The organism is Rhodococcus sp. WS3 (assembly GCF_003797085.1).
Lineage (GTDB): Bacteria > Actinomycetota > Actinomycetes > Mycobacteriales > Mycobacteriaceae > Rhodococcus_F > Rhodococcus_F globerula.
The window spans coordinates 1157838-1172183 of record NZ_RKMA01000001.1; the positions used below are offsets into that span (position 1 = coordinate 1157838).

Here is a 14346-nt window from a genome sequence, read left to right on the forward strand (position 1 = left end):
GCGAGTCTGCGGCACCATGTGTGAGTGCGCACACTCTTCGATCCCTCCGACACCTCACCCCGCCGGTTCTATCAGTTGCTCACGGCGACGGTGGTTCCGCGGCCGATCGCCTGGGTGTCGACGCTCTCGGCCGACGGCGTCGGCAATCTGGCGCCGCACAGCTTCTTCACCGTGGCCAGTGCGGCCCCGCCGGTGGTGCAGTTCACCTCGGTTGGCCGCAAGGACAGTTTGCGCAACATCGAGGCGACCGGCGAGTTCGTGATCAACGTGGCAACGGCGTCGTTGTTCGACATGATCAACGACAGTTCGGCCCCCTACGCTCCCGACGCCGACGAGTTTCTCGAGTTGGGTATTCGCAGTGAGCCGAGCGAACGCGTGCGCCCGCTTCGGGTCGCGGAATCGCCGGTTGCGATCGAATGCACGTTGCGCCAGGTCATCGAGGTCGGTGATTCGTTTGTGGTGATGGGCGACGTTGTTGCCGTCGCGGTTCGCCCAGACGCGTTGGCCGACGACGGCTTGCCGGAGTTCGCGGCGTTGGCACCTTTGAGTCGGTTGGGCCGCTCGGAATGGGGCCTGCCGCCGGAGGTTGTCGTCAAAGAGCGGCCCAGCAGACCGAAACGATAAGTTAGGATTGCCTGACCTACTGTCGTCGATCGAGGGTTCCGTCATGGCCAAGCGTTCCAAGTTCGTGAAACCGGTGTCACGCAGCATCACGTCAGCCGAAGTTGTCGCGAACAAACGGATCAGTCCCACCTTCATCCGCATCACGATTGCCGGCGAGGAGCTGGGCACCATCACCCCGATGGGCGCCGATCACTGGTTCCGCCTCTTCATTCCGCAAGCCGGCCAGAGTGAGCTGCGACTGCCGTCCGCGGCAAACAACCTCTGGTATGCGCAGTACCTGGTGATGTCCAAGGACACCCGTCCCGTGGTGCGTAATTACACGATCCGCGAGTACCGGCCCGCCGGATCCGGGCTCTTCGGCGACACAGCGGAAATCGACATCGACTTCGCCTTTCACGGCGATATCGGTCCGGCATCCGCGTGGGCTGACACGGCCTCGAGCGGCGACAAGGTAGCGCTTCTCGACGAGGGCTGCATCTACAACCCGACTCCCGACTGCACCTGGCAACTCCTGGTCGGAGACGAAAGTGCCCTACCGGCAATCGCCGGAATTCTCGAGACTGCAGACGCCGATCTGCGGGCAGAGGTCTTCATCGAGGTCCCGAACGTCGAGGACAAGCAGGACCTCCCGCAGCTCGCTCACGTGAACGTGCATTGGATCATCCGGGAAGACACAGACACCAAGCCCGGAGCACTTGCCCTCGAGGCTGTTCGCGCGGCCGAACTTCCCGAAGGCCCGTCGTACACGTTTGTCGCCGGCGAGCAGGCCCTCACCAGCGGGCTACGACGCCACCTCGTGAACGACCGCAAGTTCCCGAAAACCGACATCACGTTCACCGGGTTCTGGCGCGACGGCCACGCAGCGAACTGATCTGGCACAACGAAGAGCGGCCCGGGAGTGAAACCTCCCGGGCCGCTCTGTGTCGTGCTGGTCGAACTTATGCGGCGTGCTTCTGGATCAGATCACCCAGACGCGGCAGTGCGGCCGTTACGTGCTTCTGCGCCGAACCACGCAGCTTGGAGTACATCGACTTGACGACGGCCTTGTCGCTGCCTTCGATGCGCTCGTCCGTCACCTGGAGCAGTGAGTTGGCAACGGCGTCGCCGCGAGCCGTGATGAACTCCGCGAAGCTTCCGCCGCCCGAGGCGGAGAATTCCTGCCAGTACGGCTCGAGCTTTGCCACGAATTCGGGCAGAAGTGCGGTGACTGCGTCCGGCACGATGGACGGGCTCACCTTCTTGACTGCGCCGTAGCCGCCCTTGAGAGCTAGCCCTGAGGCCCCCGACTTATCCGAAACCTCTGCGTCGATCAAGGTCTGCACGTCCGCGACGACCGCGGGAAGCCGTGAATCCTCGAGCAGGGTTTCGTTCAGAGCTGCAACCACTTTCGATCCCTTCATTCTTGACTGATGTTCATCAGGTCGGGCCCGACACTATACGAAATTCAGCGCGCCTCGTTGATCGAGTATCCGATGACAGCGGCGGACGCGGCCCAGCCACCACGCGGTGCGTTCGGGCGTGGCCGTCAGCTGCGCGAGGATCGACGGATCAGGCTCGACCGCGCCGACGGACAGAGCACCCGAGATTGCCGGATCGATAACTGCGACGTCCCGGACGAACAGCCCGCCAGTGCCCAATCCGCACGCAAACGGCAACTCGGGCAACGCAGCTGCGGCCGCGAGCCCCGACGCCATCCCGACTGCCGTATCGAGCGCACTGGACACCACCACCGGCACGCCGTACTCGGCCAGTTGAGTACTCAACGCGACCACCGCGCGCATACCGCCGAGCGGGGGCACCTTCACTATCGCGACGTCTGCTCCTCCAGCGCGCACCACTCGCAGCGGATCTTCCGCGCGCCTGATGCTCTCGTCCGCGGCAATCCGCACACCCGTCCCCGCTGCGCGCACCCGCACCAGTTCCTCGACGCTTGCGCACGGCTGCTCCGCGTACTCGAGTTCACCGCCTTCGGTCAGCGCCCGCAGCGCCACAACGGCCTCGTCGACGCTCCACCCACCGTTTGCGTCGACACGCACATTGGGGATGTGCCGACGGACCTCGTTCACCCGGGCAACGTCATCCGCCAACGACTGTCCTTTTTCGGCGACCTTGATCTTGGCTGTTCGCGATCCGGGAAAACGCTCCAACAATTCCGGCACCGCCGACGCGTCGATCGCGGGAACCGTGGCGTTGACCGGCACCGTGGCCCGAATCGCAGGCGGGGGGCCGAGCCACGCGGCTTCGATGCCGGCGCGCAGCCAGTGCGCGGCTTCCTCGTCGTCGTACTCGACAAACGGAGCGAACTCCCCCCATCCTGCCGGGCCGCGCAGAAGCAGCGCCTCACGCGTCGTGATCCCGCGAAAACGCACCCGCATCGGCAAACTCACCACAACTGCGTCGGCGATCAGATCGTCGAACGACGGCAACTCGAAGATGGGAGACATGTCAGGGCTGACCGGGGAGTAGCTCGATCATGAGCGCGTCACCGTCGACAAGTAGCTTTCCGTCGAGGTCGGTCAGCCGTGCACTGACAAACGTCTTACGGCCCTCCACCCGATCCACTTTTCCTTCGATCACCAATTGCGTGTTCAGCGGGGTGATCGCGCGGTAGTTGATGTGCAGGTAACCGGTTCGCGACATCGGGCGGCCACCCGCGTGGGTGGTCATGCCGAAGATGTCGTCGAACAGCAACGGCACGATTCCGCCGTGCGCCGCGCCGTTGCCACCGAGGTGGTAGCGCCGGAACATGCCGGTGCTGCGCACACCTTCGGCGTCGAATCTCTCGATTGTCCAGGGCGGCATGAGGAGACTGCCGCGACCAGGCAACTGAATATTCGAGCCTGCAGGCGACGCCCCTTCGGGCACCTCGTGCGGGGCCAGTCGATCGGCAAGTTCCTCCGCTTGCGTGGCGATCTCCGCGAGAACTTCGTCAGGGACGTGCGTCGACACCGCCAGGTCCTGCAACCTGCGCATCGCCTCGACGAAACGACCGAAGTCGGGACCTGCAGGTGTGTGGCGGAAGACCGGGAAACCGCCTCGACGCTCGTCGGGAACGACGGTCTCCTTGCCTTCTACGGTGGGTTCGCTCATGACCTGCACGTTAGCGCGTGGGGGAACATGTTCTACTCCAGGTACTCGTCGGGGTTACGATGCCTGCCTCTATCGTGACCTACGTGACCTTCAACCCGCAGCTTTGGCGCCCCGTTCCCGGATTCGAGAATCTCACCGACATCACGTATCACCGGCATGTCAGTCAAGGCACCGTTCGTATCGCCTTCGACCGCCCCGAAGTACGTAATGCCTTCCGCCCACACACCGTCGACGAGCTGTACCGGGCACTCGACCATGCCCGGATGACGTCCGACGTCGGCGCCGTGCTGCTCACCGGCAACGGACCGAGCGAGAAGGACGGCGGCTGGGCCTTCTGCTCCGGCGGCGATCAGCGCATCCGTGGCCGCAGCGGCTACCAGTATGCGGAAGGCGAAACGGCCGACACCGTCGACAAGGCTCGTGCCGGACGCCTCCACATCCTGGAAGTGCAGCGATTGATTCGTTTCATGCCCAAGGTGGTCATCTGCCTGGTCAACGGTTGGGCCGCCGGCGGCGGACACAGCCTGCACGTCGTCTGCGACCTCACCCTCGCGAGTCGTGAACATGCCCGCTTCAAGCAAACCGATGCCGACGTCGGCAGCTTCGACGGCGGGTACGGCAGCGCTTACCTCGCAAAGATGGTGGGCCAGAAGTTCGCTCGCGAAATCTTCTTCCTCGGCGACACCTATTCCGCTGAGGAAATGCACCAGATGGGCGCGGTCAACAAGGTTGTCGATCACGCCGAACTCGAGAACGTTGCCATCGAGTGGGCAGGCAAGATCAACGGCAAGTCCCCGCAAGCTCAGCGCATGCTCAAGTACGCGTTCAACCTGCAGGACGACGGCCTGGTCGGCCAGCAGCTATTTGCCGGTGAGGCAACACGTTTGGCATACATGACCGACGAAGCCGTCGAGGGCCGCGATTCCTTCCTCGAGAAGCGTGATCCCGACTGGTCGCCGTATCCCTGGTATTTCTGATTGCCGAGCATTTCTGATATCGCCGAGCGAGACGTGGAAGGATGGTTCCGTGGAGATTCTGAGCAGCCGAACCATATTGCGCCCCGATGACTACGAGATGACGCTGAGCTTCTACCGAGACACCCTCGGCCTGGCTATCGCCCGTGAATACCCCGGCGGCACAGTGTTCTTCGCCGGCCAGGGGTTGATCGAGATCGCCGCACACGGCGCCGCAGGCAACGGTGGGTTCCGGGGCGCGATCTGGCTGCAGGTTCGCGATCTCACGGCCGTGCAAACGGAACTGGTGCTCGCCGGAGTCAAGATTGCCCGAGAGGCACGTCAGGAACCGTGGGGTCTGCACGAGATGTGGATCGCCGATCCCGACGGGACGCCGATCGTCATGGTGCAGATTCCGGACGATCATCCGATCCGACGCGACTCCCGAACGCCGCAGTAGTCTCCGAGCGCACGAAAATGCCCGCCACAGTTTCCGTGGCGGGCATTTTCAGTTGAGCCGGGTTCAGATGCGGGTGTTCAGTGCCTGTGCGATCTGATCGGTCTGGGCCTGGCCTTCGAGCAGCTGACGCACCAGCCACAACCGCAGGACCTTGGCGACGGACGCGGCGATGAACATCGCGGCTCCGATGACCGTCAACGCCAGGAACGCGATCGCCAAGATCTGGTACGACGCGATGTTGCGCAGGTCCGATTCGGTGAGCGAGGAGATGTAGAGGACGAATGCGCCGACTACCCCCACGATCATCAGGATCAGGCCGCCGAACAGTGTTTTCGCGTCGCCGCCGGACTGTCCCTTGTCGAGTTTGAGGTCGGTGATGTTCTTCTTGAACTCATCACGGCGATCTTCAACTGTCGTCATCGTCATCCTCCTAGATAACTGGTAGAAAGTTCTTCTTCGATCTCATGCGGGTCACCGACCCGAGTAACGCGACCCTGCAACATCAACGCCGCCGACGTCGCGATCGGCAACACCGCCCGCGCGAACTGCTCCGCCACGAGGATGGAAATACCTTCCGCGGCAAGTGAACCCACCACGTCGTACATTTGCGAGACAATCCGTGGTGCCAGACCCATCGACAACTCGTCGAGCAGCAACACCGTCGGATGAGTTCCCAATGCCCGCGAGAGAGCGAGCATCTGCTGCTCACCGCCCGACATCGAACCCGCCAACTGACTACGCCGCTCCCCCAAAATCGGGAAACGTGTGTACGCAACCTCTTCCAGGTCCGCGAGCGAGGCTCCGGTTCCGGTGGCGATCCACAGGTTCTCCCGCACCGACAGGTTCGCGAAGATCCCGCGGCCTTCCGGGATGGAACACACACCCAACCGGGCGAGTTCGGACGCTTCGATTCCGTTGACGACCCGTCCGGCGAGTTTGAACTCCCCGCGTGTGAGCGGTAGGACACCGGAGCACACCTTCAACGTCGAGGTTTTTCCGCCGCCGTTCGGGCCGAGCAACGCCACAACAGCGCCGGGCTGCAGCACGAGGTCCACGCCGTGGAGGACTTCGATGGCCCCGTAACCGGCACGCACACCCGATAATTCGAGCAACGGCTCCGGACGGATCTTCTCGGCCGCTGCCAGGTCGATCGTTGCTGCGGTCATACTGCCTCCTCCTCGGTGCCGATGTACGCGGCGATCACTTCGGGGTCGGTGCGGATCTTCTCCGGATCACCCGAGGCCAACACCGCTCCGTAGTCGAGTACGTGAATCGTCGAGCACACCTTCATCACCAACGGAATATCGTGCTCGACCAGACAAATTCCCAGACCCCCGGCTGCGAGGTCGGTGAGCATCTGCGCGAACACCTCCGTTTCCTGCTCCGTCTGACCCGATGCCGGCTCGTCGAGAAGCAGAATCCGCGGGTTCGTCATCAAGGCCCGCGCGACCTCGACGACTCGGGCGCGGCCGGTGGGGATGTCGGAAACATCCTTGGCCGCTACATCGCTCAGGCCGGTCAGCTCGAGCAGTCGATCCGTTTCGGCGTCGACGTCGATCTTGTTGCCGCTGTTCGCTTTGTGGATATCGCCGGCGACGCGCAGGTTGTCGCGCACCGACAACGAGACGAACAACTCGAGGCGCTGGAACGTGCGCGCCAAACCTTTGTTGGCGCGCTTGTGCGGAGCCAACTTCGTCACGTCCACACCATCGAGGAAGACCTGTCCCGACGTCGGTTTCTGCAACCCGGTGATGGTGTTGAACAGGGTGGTCTTCCCGGCACCGTTCGGGCCGATCAACCCGGTCACCGTTCCCGGGGCCACCGTCAGGGACACATCCTTGACGGCCACGTGGCCACCGAAACGTACCGTGACACCGCGGGTTTCGAGCAAAGGCGTCTCAGACATGAGCGGCCAACTCCTTTTCGGACTTGCGCAGGTCGATGCCGAGTTCACGGTCGAGTTCGCCGCGCACCTCGTCGCTGTACGGGACATCGATCCCGACCTCTTCCGGGACAAGCGTCTTCTTCGCCGCCAACTCCTCGGGGGTGAGAACTGCTGCCGGCATGACCATTTCACCGATCACCGGCAACAGGAACACCACCGCGATGGTGATGGAGGCGAACCACCAGTTTCCGAGCACCCCACCCAAGGCGAGCAGATACGTCACCGCGATCACGGCGGCGCCGCCGTAGAGGACCGGCTTCGCGTTCATCAAACGGCGGTACCCTTCGACGACCTGGTGGATGGTGCCGCTGGGGTTCGCGCCGACACCGATACCGATCAACGCCGGGCTCACTGCCGCGATGTTGCCCAGCAGCAGCCACATTCCCTCGAGTTCGGGCTGCGCCGACGCGAGGTTGGTGAACGAGACCATGATGACGGCAAAACCGATGCCCGCCATCAAACCACCGAACAGGGCGCCACTGACATAACCGATTCCGGCGACGACGGTGAGCATCAGCAACGACAACGAGACCATGATCGCGAAACTCTCACCCGAGACCGAGCCCATCGCGCTCGACATCAGGATGCCGCCCAATCCGGCGATGCCGGAGGAGATCATGAACACGCTCAGCTTGAGCCGAACCAGGGATTGGCCGAGCATCGCCGATCCGGCGGGGCTGTCCTTCATCGCGGCGAGTCGACGCCCGTAACCGCTGTTGCGCAACGCGATCACTCCGACACCGAGCACGGAGAACAGTGCCGTGACGGTCATCAGGAACACCGTGTCGTTACTGAGATCGAGCGGCCCCACCTTCAGTGGCGGGATCGCGATGTTGCCGTCCTTGAACAGCGAGTACCGGATGCCGAACATCTCGTGTTCGGTGGTATCACGCAGGACCATGTTGGAGAGGAACACACCGAACGCCATCGTCGCCAAAGCCAGATACAACCCGCGCAGACGCAGCGCCGGCAACGCGACGAGACCACCGATGACGGCGGTGACAAGCACACCGACGACGATGCCCCACAGGTTCAGATGCGCCGCCAACCCGCTACCGGAGATACCGAAATGGAACGCCACGATGGTGGCGATGGCACCGAAAGAGACCGGCGCCAAGTTCAATTCACCGGCATACCCGGTCAGCAACGTCAGCGAGAGCGCGATGATCGCGAACGTCATCCCGATCGTCAACGTCGTGATCGCCGACGTCACCATCAGCAGACGCAGCAGGTACACGATGACAATGAGCGCGACACCCCAGATGACGGCCTTGCGGACCGACGGGACGTGATACCGCTCGCGAGTACGAGTGACGGCGCCGCGCAGACGGTCCTGCGGCAGCACGATCAGCACCACGAACAACGCGATCATCGGCAGGGAGACACGGAAATTCGACGTCCAACTCCAACTCGTCGGGAAGTACGCCAACACGTACGTACCGGCGAGACCGAGAACCACGGCGCCGACAAACGTGCGCGGAATACTGCGCAGCCGACCGAACATCGCGGCGGCAAACGCGTCGATCACCAACAGCGTCAACATGTTCGCTTCGAGGGTGCCGCCGCTGATCGGGGTGATCAAGATACCCGCCAACACCGCCAACGTCGATCCCATCGCCCACGACAACGCCGCCAAGCGTTCCGGGTTATGACCGTTCAGGCGCAACAAATCCGGATCGTCGACAACACCGCGCATCGCGACACCGGCGCGGGTTTTGGTGAACAGGATCCGCAGACCCACCGCGATACCGATCGCGACGAGGATGCAGATCAACTCGTGGTAGCGGATGCTCGCACCGAACACCGTGATCTTGGACTGATCACCGAAGAACATCTGCATCGTGCGCGCGGTCTCCGGATGCCAGAACCAATGCGAGATCGAGAGCATACCCAGCAGGATCGACACCGTGACAACAATTTTGGTGACCTCCGCCGTATCGCGCAGGCCCTTCATGATGAACACGTACAGGCCCAGCCCCATCAACGGGCCGACCACAACCAAAGAAATCAGCAACGCAACCACGGTCGGGAGTTCCCAGCCGTACCGCAACTGCCAGTAGATGAACGCACCCAGCATCGCCTGAGCGCCGTGCGCGAAATTGAAAATTCCGGACGTGTTGTACGTGAGCACCAACCCGGAAGCGGCGATCGCATACACCGATCCCAGGACCAAACCCAGGATCGTGAAAGTGACAAAAGTGTTCATAACTGAACCCTCGTTAGGGGAGGAAAGGTGGCGCGCTGCGCGCATTCGCGGAGCGCGCCACCTTCCTCAGGTGGATCAGGACTGCGGCTTGATCACATTCGCGTTCTGGTACTTCGTGGAGATGCGATCGGCATCCAGATCGGTGCCCCACGTGCTCTTGTCCGTGGCAACCATGTACTTCGGGTCGCACTTGAACTCGCCTGCCGTCGTCGGGAACGCCTGTGAGTACTCGGCGCCCTTCAGTGACGTCATGAGGCCGCAGGTGGCCGGCATGTTCTTGCCCGGATCGGTAGCGGCATGCAATCCGCCGCCGTCCCAGTCGTCGATCTTCGACAGTTCGTTGACCATGCACTGGCGCGTCAGGTCGCTGCCGCACTCATCCGCAGCGGTGGCCCACAGCAGGAACGACGATGCAGCCTGCATACCGAGAAGTGCCGTCTTGCCGCCCTGCTCGTTGACCAGGTCGACGTACTTCTTGACAGCGGGAACCTTGTCCGCGTTCTCGAGCATCTGGAAGGTCATGCCGGCGTTCAGGTTGTCGAGCAGTCCGGTGTCCTTGTTCCAGGAGGCGATGGACTCGCCGTACCAGGTGGCCTCACCGAAGAAGATCGGATCGATGCCGACCTGATCGAGAGACTTGACGAAGTTCAGCTCGGCCGGGCTGGCCGAACGCGAGGTCCAGATGCCTTTGGCACCGCATTCCTTGAACTTCTCGGCAAACGGCACGTAGCTGGATTCGCCCTCGTAATTCAGCGTGACGCCGCAGTCCTTGAGCTTGAAGCCCGCAGCCTGGGCGATGGACCGAATCTTGTTGGTGGAGGTGATGATCGTCGGCATCGTGCTGTTGACGACGTCGAAGTCGTTCAGCAGGTCCGGATGCATCTCGGCCATCTGGAACCACTGCGAACCGTTGGCGTAGTCGACGGGGAACGGGACACCCTGGAACGTCATCGGTCCGTTGGCGGCGTCGGGCGACACCGTGAATCCGGGAACGGCAACCATGTTGCAGGCCACACGGGTCTGCTCTGCTGTCTGGTCCATTGCAAATCCGTGGCCGACCAACATGAACTGGCTGGCGCAGGCTTCCTGCATGACCGAATTGGCCTGCGTCATCGCCGCGTCGTAGTCGGTGCCGACAACCTTGCGGCCGTTGATGCCGCCCTGATCGTTGCACCACGAGATGAGGGCGTTGACCGCGTCACTCATCTCCTTGTTGAGGCCTGGCGACTTCACGTAGCCGCGGTCGTCGCCGAAGCCGATCTTGATCTCGGTGTCGCTGACACCCTGATCCGTCGCGCCCTTCGCATCTCCGTCGCCGCACGGCGAATCCAGGGTTCCGAACTTGGCGTCGGAACTCTTCGACGCAACGTCGGCCGTCGCAACGGATGCACCGTTCGACGTTGCCGACGGGTCGTCACCGCGGTCGCCTGCACAGGCAGAGACCAATGCAGCAGTTGCGGCCAGTGCCACAACCAGCTTCGCGGTCTTGTTGGGCTTCACTTCGAAACTCTCCTTCTCACACACGTGCGCTGCCGAACAGCGCGCTCAGTGCCGTAGGTAATCAGCGATCAAAACGCGACGAATGTGCTTTCCCGGTCAGTGAGACGGAAAAGTGAAACGCAACACAAGAGTTCGGAGCAGTGTCACTGAACACGCCCTCAGCTGCGGTAGCGCAGCCCACGCGCCCGCCTCTACCTCATGTCACGGAAGGTCACATCTCGTTGGCTGTACATTTACGCGTTCGATACGCACAATTCACGTTGTGACCGCAGAGCTCGTAATCCTCCTGGTGGTAGTTGTCACCGCCCTCGCGTTCGATTTCACGAACGGATTTCACGACACAGGCAATGCAATGGCCACATCCATTGCCACCGGCGCACTCAAACCGAAGGTCGCGGTCACACTCTCCGCAATCCTGAACTTGGTTGGTGCCTTCCTGTCCGTCGAGGTTGCGGCGACGGTCGCCAAAGGCGTCGTCAACCTGGGCGCGGTCAGCGGACAGGACCTTCTTCTGATCGTTTTTGCCGGTCTGGTCGGCGGCATCATCTGGAACTTGGCGACGTGGTTGCTCGGCCTCCCGTCGAGTTCGTCCCACGCGCTGTTCGGCGGTCTGATCGGCGCGGCGATCGCGTCCATCGGAATGGGCGGCGTCGAGTGGGGTGGCGTCCTCACCAAGGTTGTCGTTCCGGCACTCCTGGCCCCCGTGGTGGCGGCACTGGTTGCCGGCGTCGGCACCAAGCTCGTCTACCGGATCACCGCGTCCGTCAAGGAAGACGAGCGTGAGCGCGGATTCCGTTTCGGTCAGATCGGAACCGCTTCACTGATCTCCCTTGCGCACGGCACCAATGACGCCCAGAAGACAATGGGCGTCATCTTTTTGGCCTTGGTGGCTCACGGATCCATCACCGCCGAGACGGAGATGCCGTTCTGGGTCAAGTTCACGTGTGCCGTCGCAATTGCGTTGGGTACCTACCTCGGCGGATGGCGAATCATTCGCACACTCGGCAAGGGTCTCGTCGAGATTTCCGCACCTCAGGGACTAGCTGCCGAAGCATCCTCGGCCGCAATCATTCTTACGTCGAGCCACCTCGGACTCCCGCTGTCCACGACTCACGTTGCCACCGGATCCATCCTCGGCACCGGCCTCGGCCGCAAGGGCGCTGAAGTTCGCTGGGGCGTCGCCGGACGCATGGGTGCCGCGTGGCTGATCACTCTCCCGTCGGCCGCAATCGTCGGCGCGATCTGCTGGGCCATCGCACATTTCATCGGCGGACTCGCCGGTGTTCTGGTCGTCTTCGCCGCCCTGATCGCGTTTGCGATCTTCATGTACGTGCGTTCGCGTAAAGAACCTGTCGACGCGGCCAACGTGACCGCTGAGTGGGACGAGAATCAAGCTGTGCCCGTCGCAGATCCGACACCGACCCCCGAGACCACCCACAACTCCTGAAAGGGCAGACGAGAATGCATCTCCTCACCGACACTCTCGAATCACTCTGGCAGGTAGTTGCCGTCGGCCTGCTCTTCGGCGCCGGATTGCCCGCGATATTTGCGCTCGGCCTCAAATCGCTGAGTCTGCAGAACGCCGACGGCTCCGACGGGCCGACTGCGCTCGGCAAGGCCGGAGCCTATCTGTGCTTTGCCGTCGTGCTGATCACGATCTTCGCTGGGATACTGCTGCTGATGAAGAACTTCCTGGCCAGCACGTTCGGAATCAACGTCTTCTGAATCCGGCGCAAGGGCGATCCGACTCCACCACCGAAACGAAAAAGAGGCCGAGGATTTGAGCAAGTATTCATTGCGCAGCGTGCTCGACTGGCTGCGGGCGGGATACCCCGAAGGAATCCCGGACAAAGATCATTTTGCGCTGCTCGCCGTATTGCGTCGACGCCTGACCGACGAGGAAATCGAACAGGTCGTCGCGATGTCCATCGAATCCGCGCACGAAGTTCCGGATCGGCACGTCGACTACGACACGCTCCGGGCGATCATCGAGGGGATCCTCCACGAGGAATCCTCCGAAGAGGACGTCGAACGTGTGACTGCGCGTCTGCGCGCAGGCGGGTGGCCCGTCTTCGACGACAACGCCGAACATGAAGTTCGAGATGTGAGCTGACGTCATGGCCCTTCCGCCCTTCCTCACCTCGATAGTCGGTTGGTTGCGGGCCGGCTATCCCAACGGCGTTCCCGAACAGGACTACATTCCGTTGTTTGCTCTGCTGACGCGTCGACTCTCGGAAACGGAAGTCGACGCGGTTGCCGACGCGTTGATCGAAGACGGTGATCTCCCGATCGAGAAGACCGACATCCAGGTCCTGATCACCAAGATCACCAACGAGATGCCGCTGGAGACCGACGTCGATCGTGTCCGCAGTCATCTTGCTGCCGGCGGCTGGCCGCTGGCCGGACCGGACGTTCGACGATGAATACCCTCGAAGCACTACCGATTCCGCAGGGCGCGTCCGTCCTCGAAGTCTTGCCGCACATCGCCCGGATACTCGACGGCACAGGCCCCGCCGTTCTCCCTGTCCCGGCCGCTGATTCGCGCGAGAGAGCCAGGCTCTCCGACGCTCTGCATCCCGGCGAACCCATCGACGACGGCATTGCCCTGGTTGTGGCGACATCGGGAACCACCGGGACTCCGAAGGGAGCGATGCTGCGCGCCGACGCACTACGCGCGAGCGGCGAGGCCACCCACGAGTACCTCGGCGGGCCCGGTTCCTGGCTACTCGTCCTTCCGCCGCACCACATCGCGGGCATGCAGGTTCTGCTGCGCAGCGCTCTCGCCGGAACAGAACCCGTTGTCGTCGACGTCAGCTCGGGTTTTGATCCCGCCGCGCTTCCCGCTGCGGTTGCCGCGATGAGTGGCCCGCGAAAGTACACGTCGATGGTCCCGACACAGTTGGTCAAAGCGCTGTCAGATCCCACTGCTGTCGACGCGCTTGCCTCCCTCGACGCCGTACTGCTCGGTGGAGCCGCAACTCCCGCACCGGTTCTCGAGCAAGCCACCGCGGCGGGCATCGAAGTTGTGCGAACCTACGGCATGAGCGAAACCGCCGGCGGATGCGTGTACGACGGAATCCCGTTGTCCGGGGCAAGGATTCGCATCGACAACGGCCGAGTTCTGCTGGGCGGGCCGATGCTCGCGTCCGGGTATCGTGGACTCCCGGATCACCCGGCCTTTTCCGAGCCCGGCTGGTTTCGCACCGACGACGCCGGATCGGTAGTCGACGGCGTACTGCGCATCAGCGGACGCCTCGACGAAGCGATCTCCACCGGCGGACTGACAGTGGTGCCGCAGGTCGTCGAAGCCGCACTCGCTGATCATCCCGCTGTTCGGGAGTGCGCTGTCATCGGCGTCGCCGATCCGCGCCTCGGCCAACGGGTCGTGGTGTGCGTTGTGCCCGAAGGCGCACCCCCGACGCTCGAGGAATTGCGCGCCCACGCTCAGCGCACGCTCGATGTGACCGCAGCGCCGCGCGAGCTGTTCGTCGTGGACGCACTCCCCCTCCGTGGGCCGGGAAAACTCGACCGGGCGGCTCTGGTGGCCAGGTTCGGCTGAAGCTCTGCG

Annotated in this window: 17 protein-coding genes; 9 read left to right on the top strand and 8 right to left on the bottom strand. The window is 62.9% G+C overall.

All coding sequences use genetic code 11. The annotated features are described in order from the left end of the window. Positions 1–24 precede the first annotated feature (24 nt). Positions 25–624: a flavin reductase family protein gene (locus tag EEB13_RS05150; RefSeq protein ID WP_141484744.1), complete on the top strand. Its 600-nt coding sequence runs from the start codon at positions 25–27 to the stop codon at positions 622–624. A gap of 43 nt (positions 625–667) precedes the next feature. Further along, on the top strand, positions 668–1495 hold the full coding sequence (locus tag EEB13_RS05155; RefSeq protein ID WP_141484745.1) for a siderophore-interacting protein: 828 nt from the start codon (positions 668–670) through the stop codon (positions 1493–1495). Between the two features lie 67 nt (positions 1496–1562). Here the strand turns inward: EEB13_RS05155 and EEB13_RS05160 are convergent, their stop codons facing one another. From EEB13_RS05160 to EEB13_RS05170, 3 genes are read right to left on the bottom strand one after another with little or no spacing between them, the layout of a single operon-like run. Further along, positions 1563–2009, bottom strand: a complete 447-nt coding sequence (locus EEB13_RS05160; protein WP_033236504.1) for a DUF6918 family protein — start codon at positions 2007–2009, stop codon at positions 1563–1565. A 48-nt stretch (positions 2010–2057) separates the two neighbouring features. Further along, positions 2058–3068 (bottom strand): o-succinylbenzoate synthase, encoded by a 1011-nt coding sequence (locus EEB13_RS05165; RefSeq protein WP_141484746.1) that lies wholly within the window; start codon positions 3066–3068, stop codon positions 2058–2060. A gap of 1 nt (position 3069) precedes the next feature. Then, the gene (locus EEB13_RS05170; RefSeq protein ID WP_045071274.1) at positions 3070–3714 is read right to left on the bottom strand and encodes a PaaI family thioesterase; all 645 of its coding nucleotides are present in this window, start codon (positions 3712–3714) and stop codon (positions 3070–3072) included. 83 nt (positions 3715–3797) lie between these two features. Here EEB13_RS05170 and EEB13_RS05175 point away from each other — a divergent pair, with 83 nt between their 5' ends. Continuing rightward, a complete protein-coding gene (locus EEB13_RS05175; protein ID WP_033236506.1) occupies positions 3798–4691 on the top strand; it encodes a 1,4-dihydroxy-2-naphthoyl-CoA synthase in 894 nt (297 codons plus the stop codon). A 49-nt stretch (positions 4692–4740) separates the two neighbouring features. Continuing rightward, positions 4741–5127 (top strand): VOC family protein, encoded by a 387-nt coding sequence (locus EEB13_RS05180; RefSeq protein WP_092801979.1) that lies wholly within the window; start codon positions 4741–4743, stop codon positions 5125–5127. A gap of 63 nt (positions 5128–5190) precedes the next feature. On the opposite strand, the gene EEB13_RS05185 is transcribed toward EEB13_RS05180, so the two are convergent. From EEB13_RS05185 to EEB13_RS05205, 5 genes are all read right to left on the bottom strand, one after another. Beyond that, positions 5191–5553, bottom strand: a complete 363-nt coding sequence (locus EEB13_RS05185; RefSeq protein ID WP_172936292.1) for a hypothetical protein — start codon at positions 5551–5553, stop codon at positions 5191–5193. Further along, on the bottom strand, positions 5550–6293 hold the full coding sequence (locus tag EEB13_RS05190; RefSeq protein WP_141484747.1) for an ABC transporter ATP-binding protein: 744 nt from the start codon (positions 6291–6293) through the stop codon (positions 5550–5552). Before EEB13_RS05190 ends, EEB13_RS05185 begins: the two co-directional genes overlap by 4 nt. Beyond that, positions 6290–7033 (bottom strand): ABC transporter ATP-binding protein, encoded by a 744-nt coding sequence (locus EEB13_RS05195; RefSeq protein WP_092801985.1) that lies wholly within the window; start codon positions 7031–7033, stop codon positions 6290–6292. Before EEB13_RS05195 ends, EEB13_RS05190 begins: the two co-directional genes overlap by 4 nt. Continuing rightward, positions 7026–9278 (bottom strand): ABC transporter permease, encoded by a 2253-nt coding sequence (locus tag EEB13_RS05200; RefSeq protein ID WP_141484748.1) that lies wholly within the window; start codon positions 9276–9278, stop codon positions 7026–7028. The genes EEB13_RS05195 and EEB13_RS05200 overlap by 8 nt, the downstream gene beginning before the upstream one ends. A gap of 75 nt (positions 9279–9353) precedes the next feature. Next, positions 9354–10778, bottom strand: a complete 1425-nt coding sequence (locus EEB13_RS05205; protein ID WP_045063800.1) for an ABC transporter substrate-binding protein — start codon at positions 10776–10778, stop codon at positions 9354–9356. A 262-nt stretch (positions 10779–11040) separates the two neighbouring features. Between EEB13_RS05205 and EEB13_RS05210 the strand changes: the two genes are divergently transcribed. The 5 genes from EEB13_RS05210 to menE are packed head-to-tail and all read left to right on the top strand — an operon-like array spanning position 11041 to position 14337. Then, positions 11041–12225, top strand: coding sequence for an inorganic phosphate transporter (locus EEB13_RS05210; protein ID WP_033235447.1), 1185 nt, complete (start codon positions 11041–11043; stop codon positions 12223–12225). A gap of 14 nt (positions 12226–12239) precedes the next feature. Beyond that, positions 12240–12503: a hypothetical protein gene (locus EEB13_RS05215; protein WP_141484749.1), complete on the top strand. Its 264-nt coding sequence runs from the start codon at positions 12240–12242 to the stop codon at positions 12501–12503. 55 nt (positions 12504–12558) lie between these two features. After that, positions 12559–12891 carry a DUF3349 domain-containing protein gene (locus EEB13_RS05220; RefSeq protein ID WP_033235449.1) on the top strand — a complete coding sequence of 111 codons (333 nt, stop codon included), beginning with the start codon at positions 12559–12561 and terminating at the stop codon, positions 12889–12891. Positions 12892–12895: 4 nt separating this feature from the next. Then, complete coding sequence (locus EEB13_RS05225; RefSeq protein WP_033235450.1) at positions 12896–13201, top strand: DUF3349 domain-containing protein; 306 nt, start codon at positions 12896–12898, stop codon at positions 13199–13201. After that, positions 13198–14337 (top strand): o-succinylbenzoate--CoA ligase, encoded by a 1140-nt coding sequence (menE, locus tag EEB13_RS05230; protein WP_141484750.1) that lies wholly within the window; start codon positions 13198–13200, stop codon positions 14335–14337. The genes EEB13_RS05225 and menE overlap by 4 nt, the downstream gene beginning before the upstream one ends. Positions 14338–14346: the final 9 nt, after the last annotated feature.

Bases quoted from the DNA above. Each gene is read 5' to 3' on its own strand.
- EEB13_RS05155 (WP_141484745.1), top strand. From the start codon at position 668: ATGGCCAAGCGTTCCAAGTTCGTGAAACCGGTGTCACGCAGCATCACG.
- EEB13_RS05165 (WP_141484746.1), bottom strand. From the start codon at position 3,068: ATGTCTCCCATCTTCGAGTTGCCGTCGTTCGACGATCTGATCGCCGAC.
- EEB13_RS05170 (WP_045071274.1), bottom strand. From the start codon at position 3,714: ATGAGCGAACCCACCGTAGAAGGCAAGGAGACCGTCGTTCCCGACGAG.
- EEB13_RS05185 (WP_172936292.1), bottom strand. From the start codon at position 5,553: ATGACGATGACGACAGTTGAAGATCGCCGTGATGAGTTCAAGAAGAAC.
- EEB13_RS05190 (WP_141484747.1), bottom strand. From the start codon at position 6,293: ATGACCGCAGCAACGATCGACCTGGCAGCGGCCGAGAAGATCCGTCCG.
- EEB13_RS05195 (WP_092801985.1), bottom strand. From the start codon at position 7,033: ATGTCTGAGACGCCTTTGCTCGAAACCCGCGGTGTCACGGTACGTTTC.
- EEB13_RS05200 (WP_141484748.1), bottom strand. From the start codon at position 9,278: ATGAACACTTTTGTCACTTTCACGATCCTGGGTTTGGTCCTGGGATCG.
- EEB13_RS05215 (WP_141484749.1), top strand. From the start codon at position 12,240: ATGCATCTCCTCACCGACACTCTCGAATCACTCTGGCAGGTAGTTGCC.
- EEB13_RS05225 (WP_033235450.1), top strand. From the start codon at position 12,896: ATGGCCCTTCCGCCCTTCCTCACCTCGATAGTCGGTTGGTTGCGGGCC.
- menE (WP_141484750.1), top strand. From the start codon at position 13,198: ATGAATACCCTCGAAGCACTACCGATTCCGCAGGGCGCGTCCGTCCTC.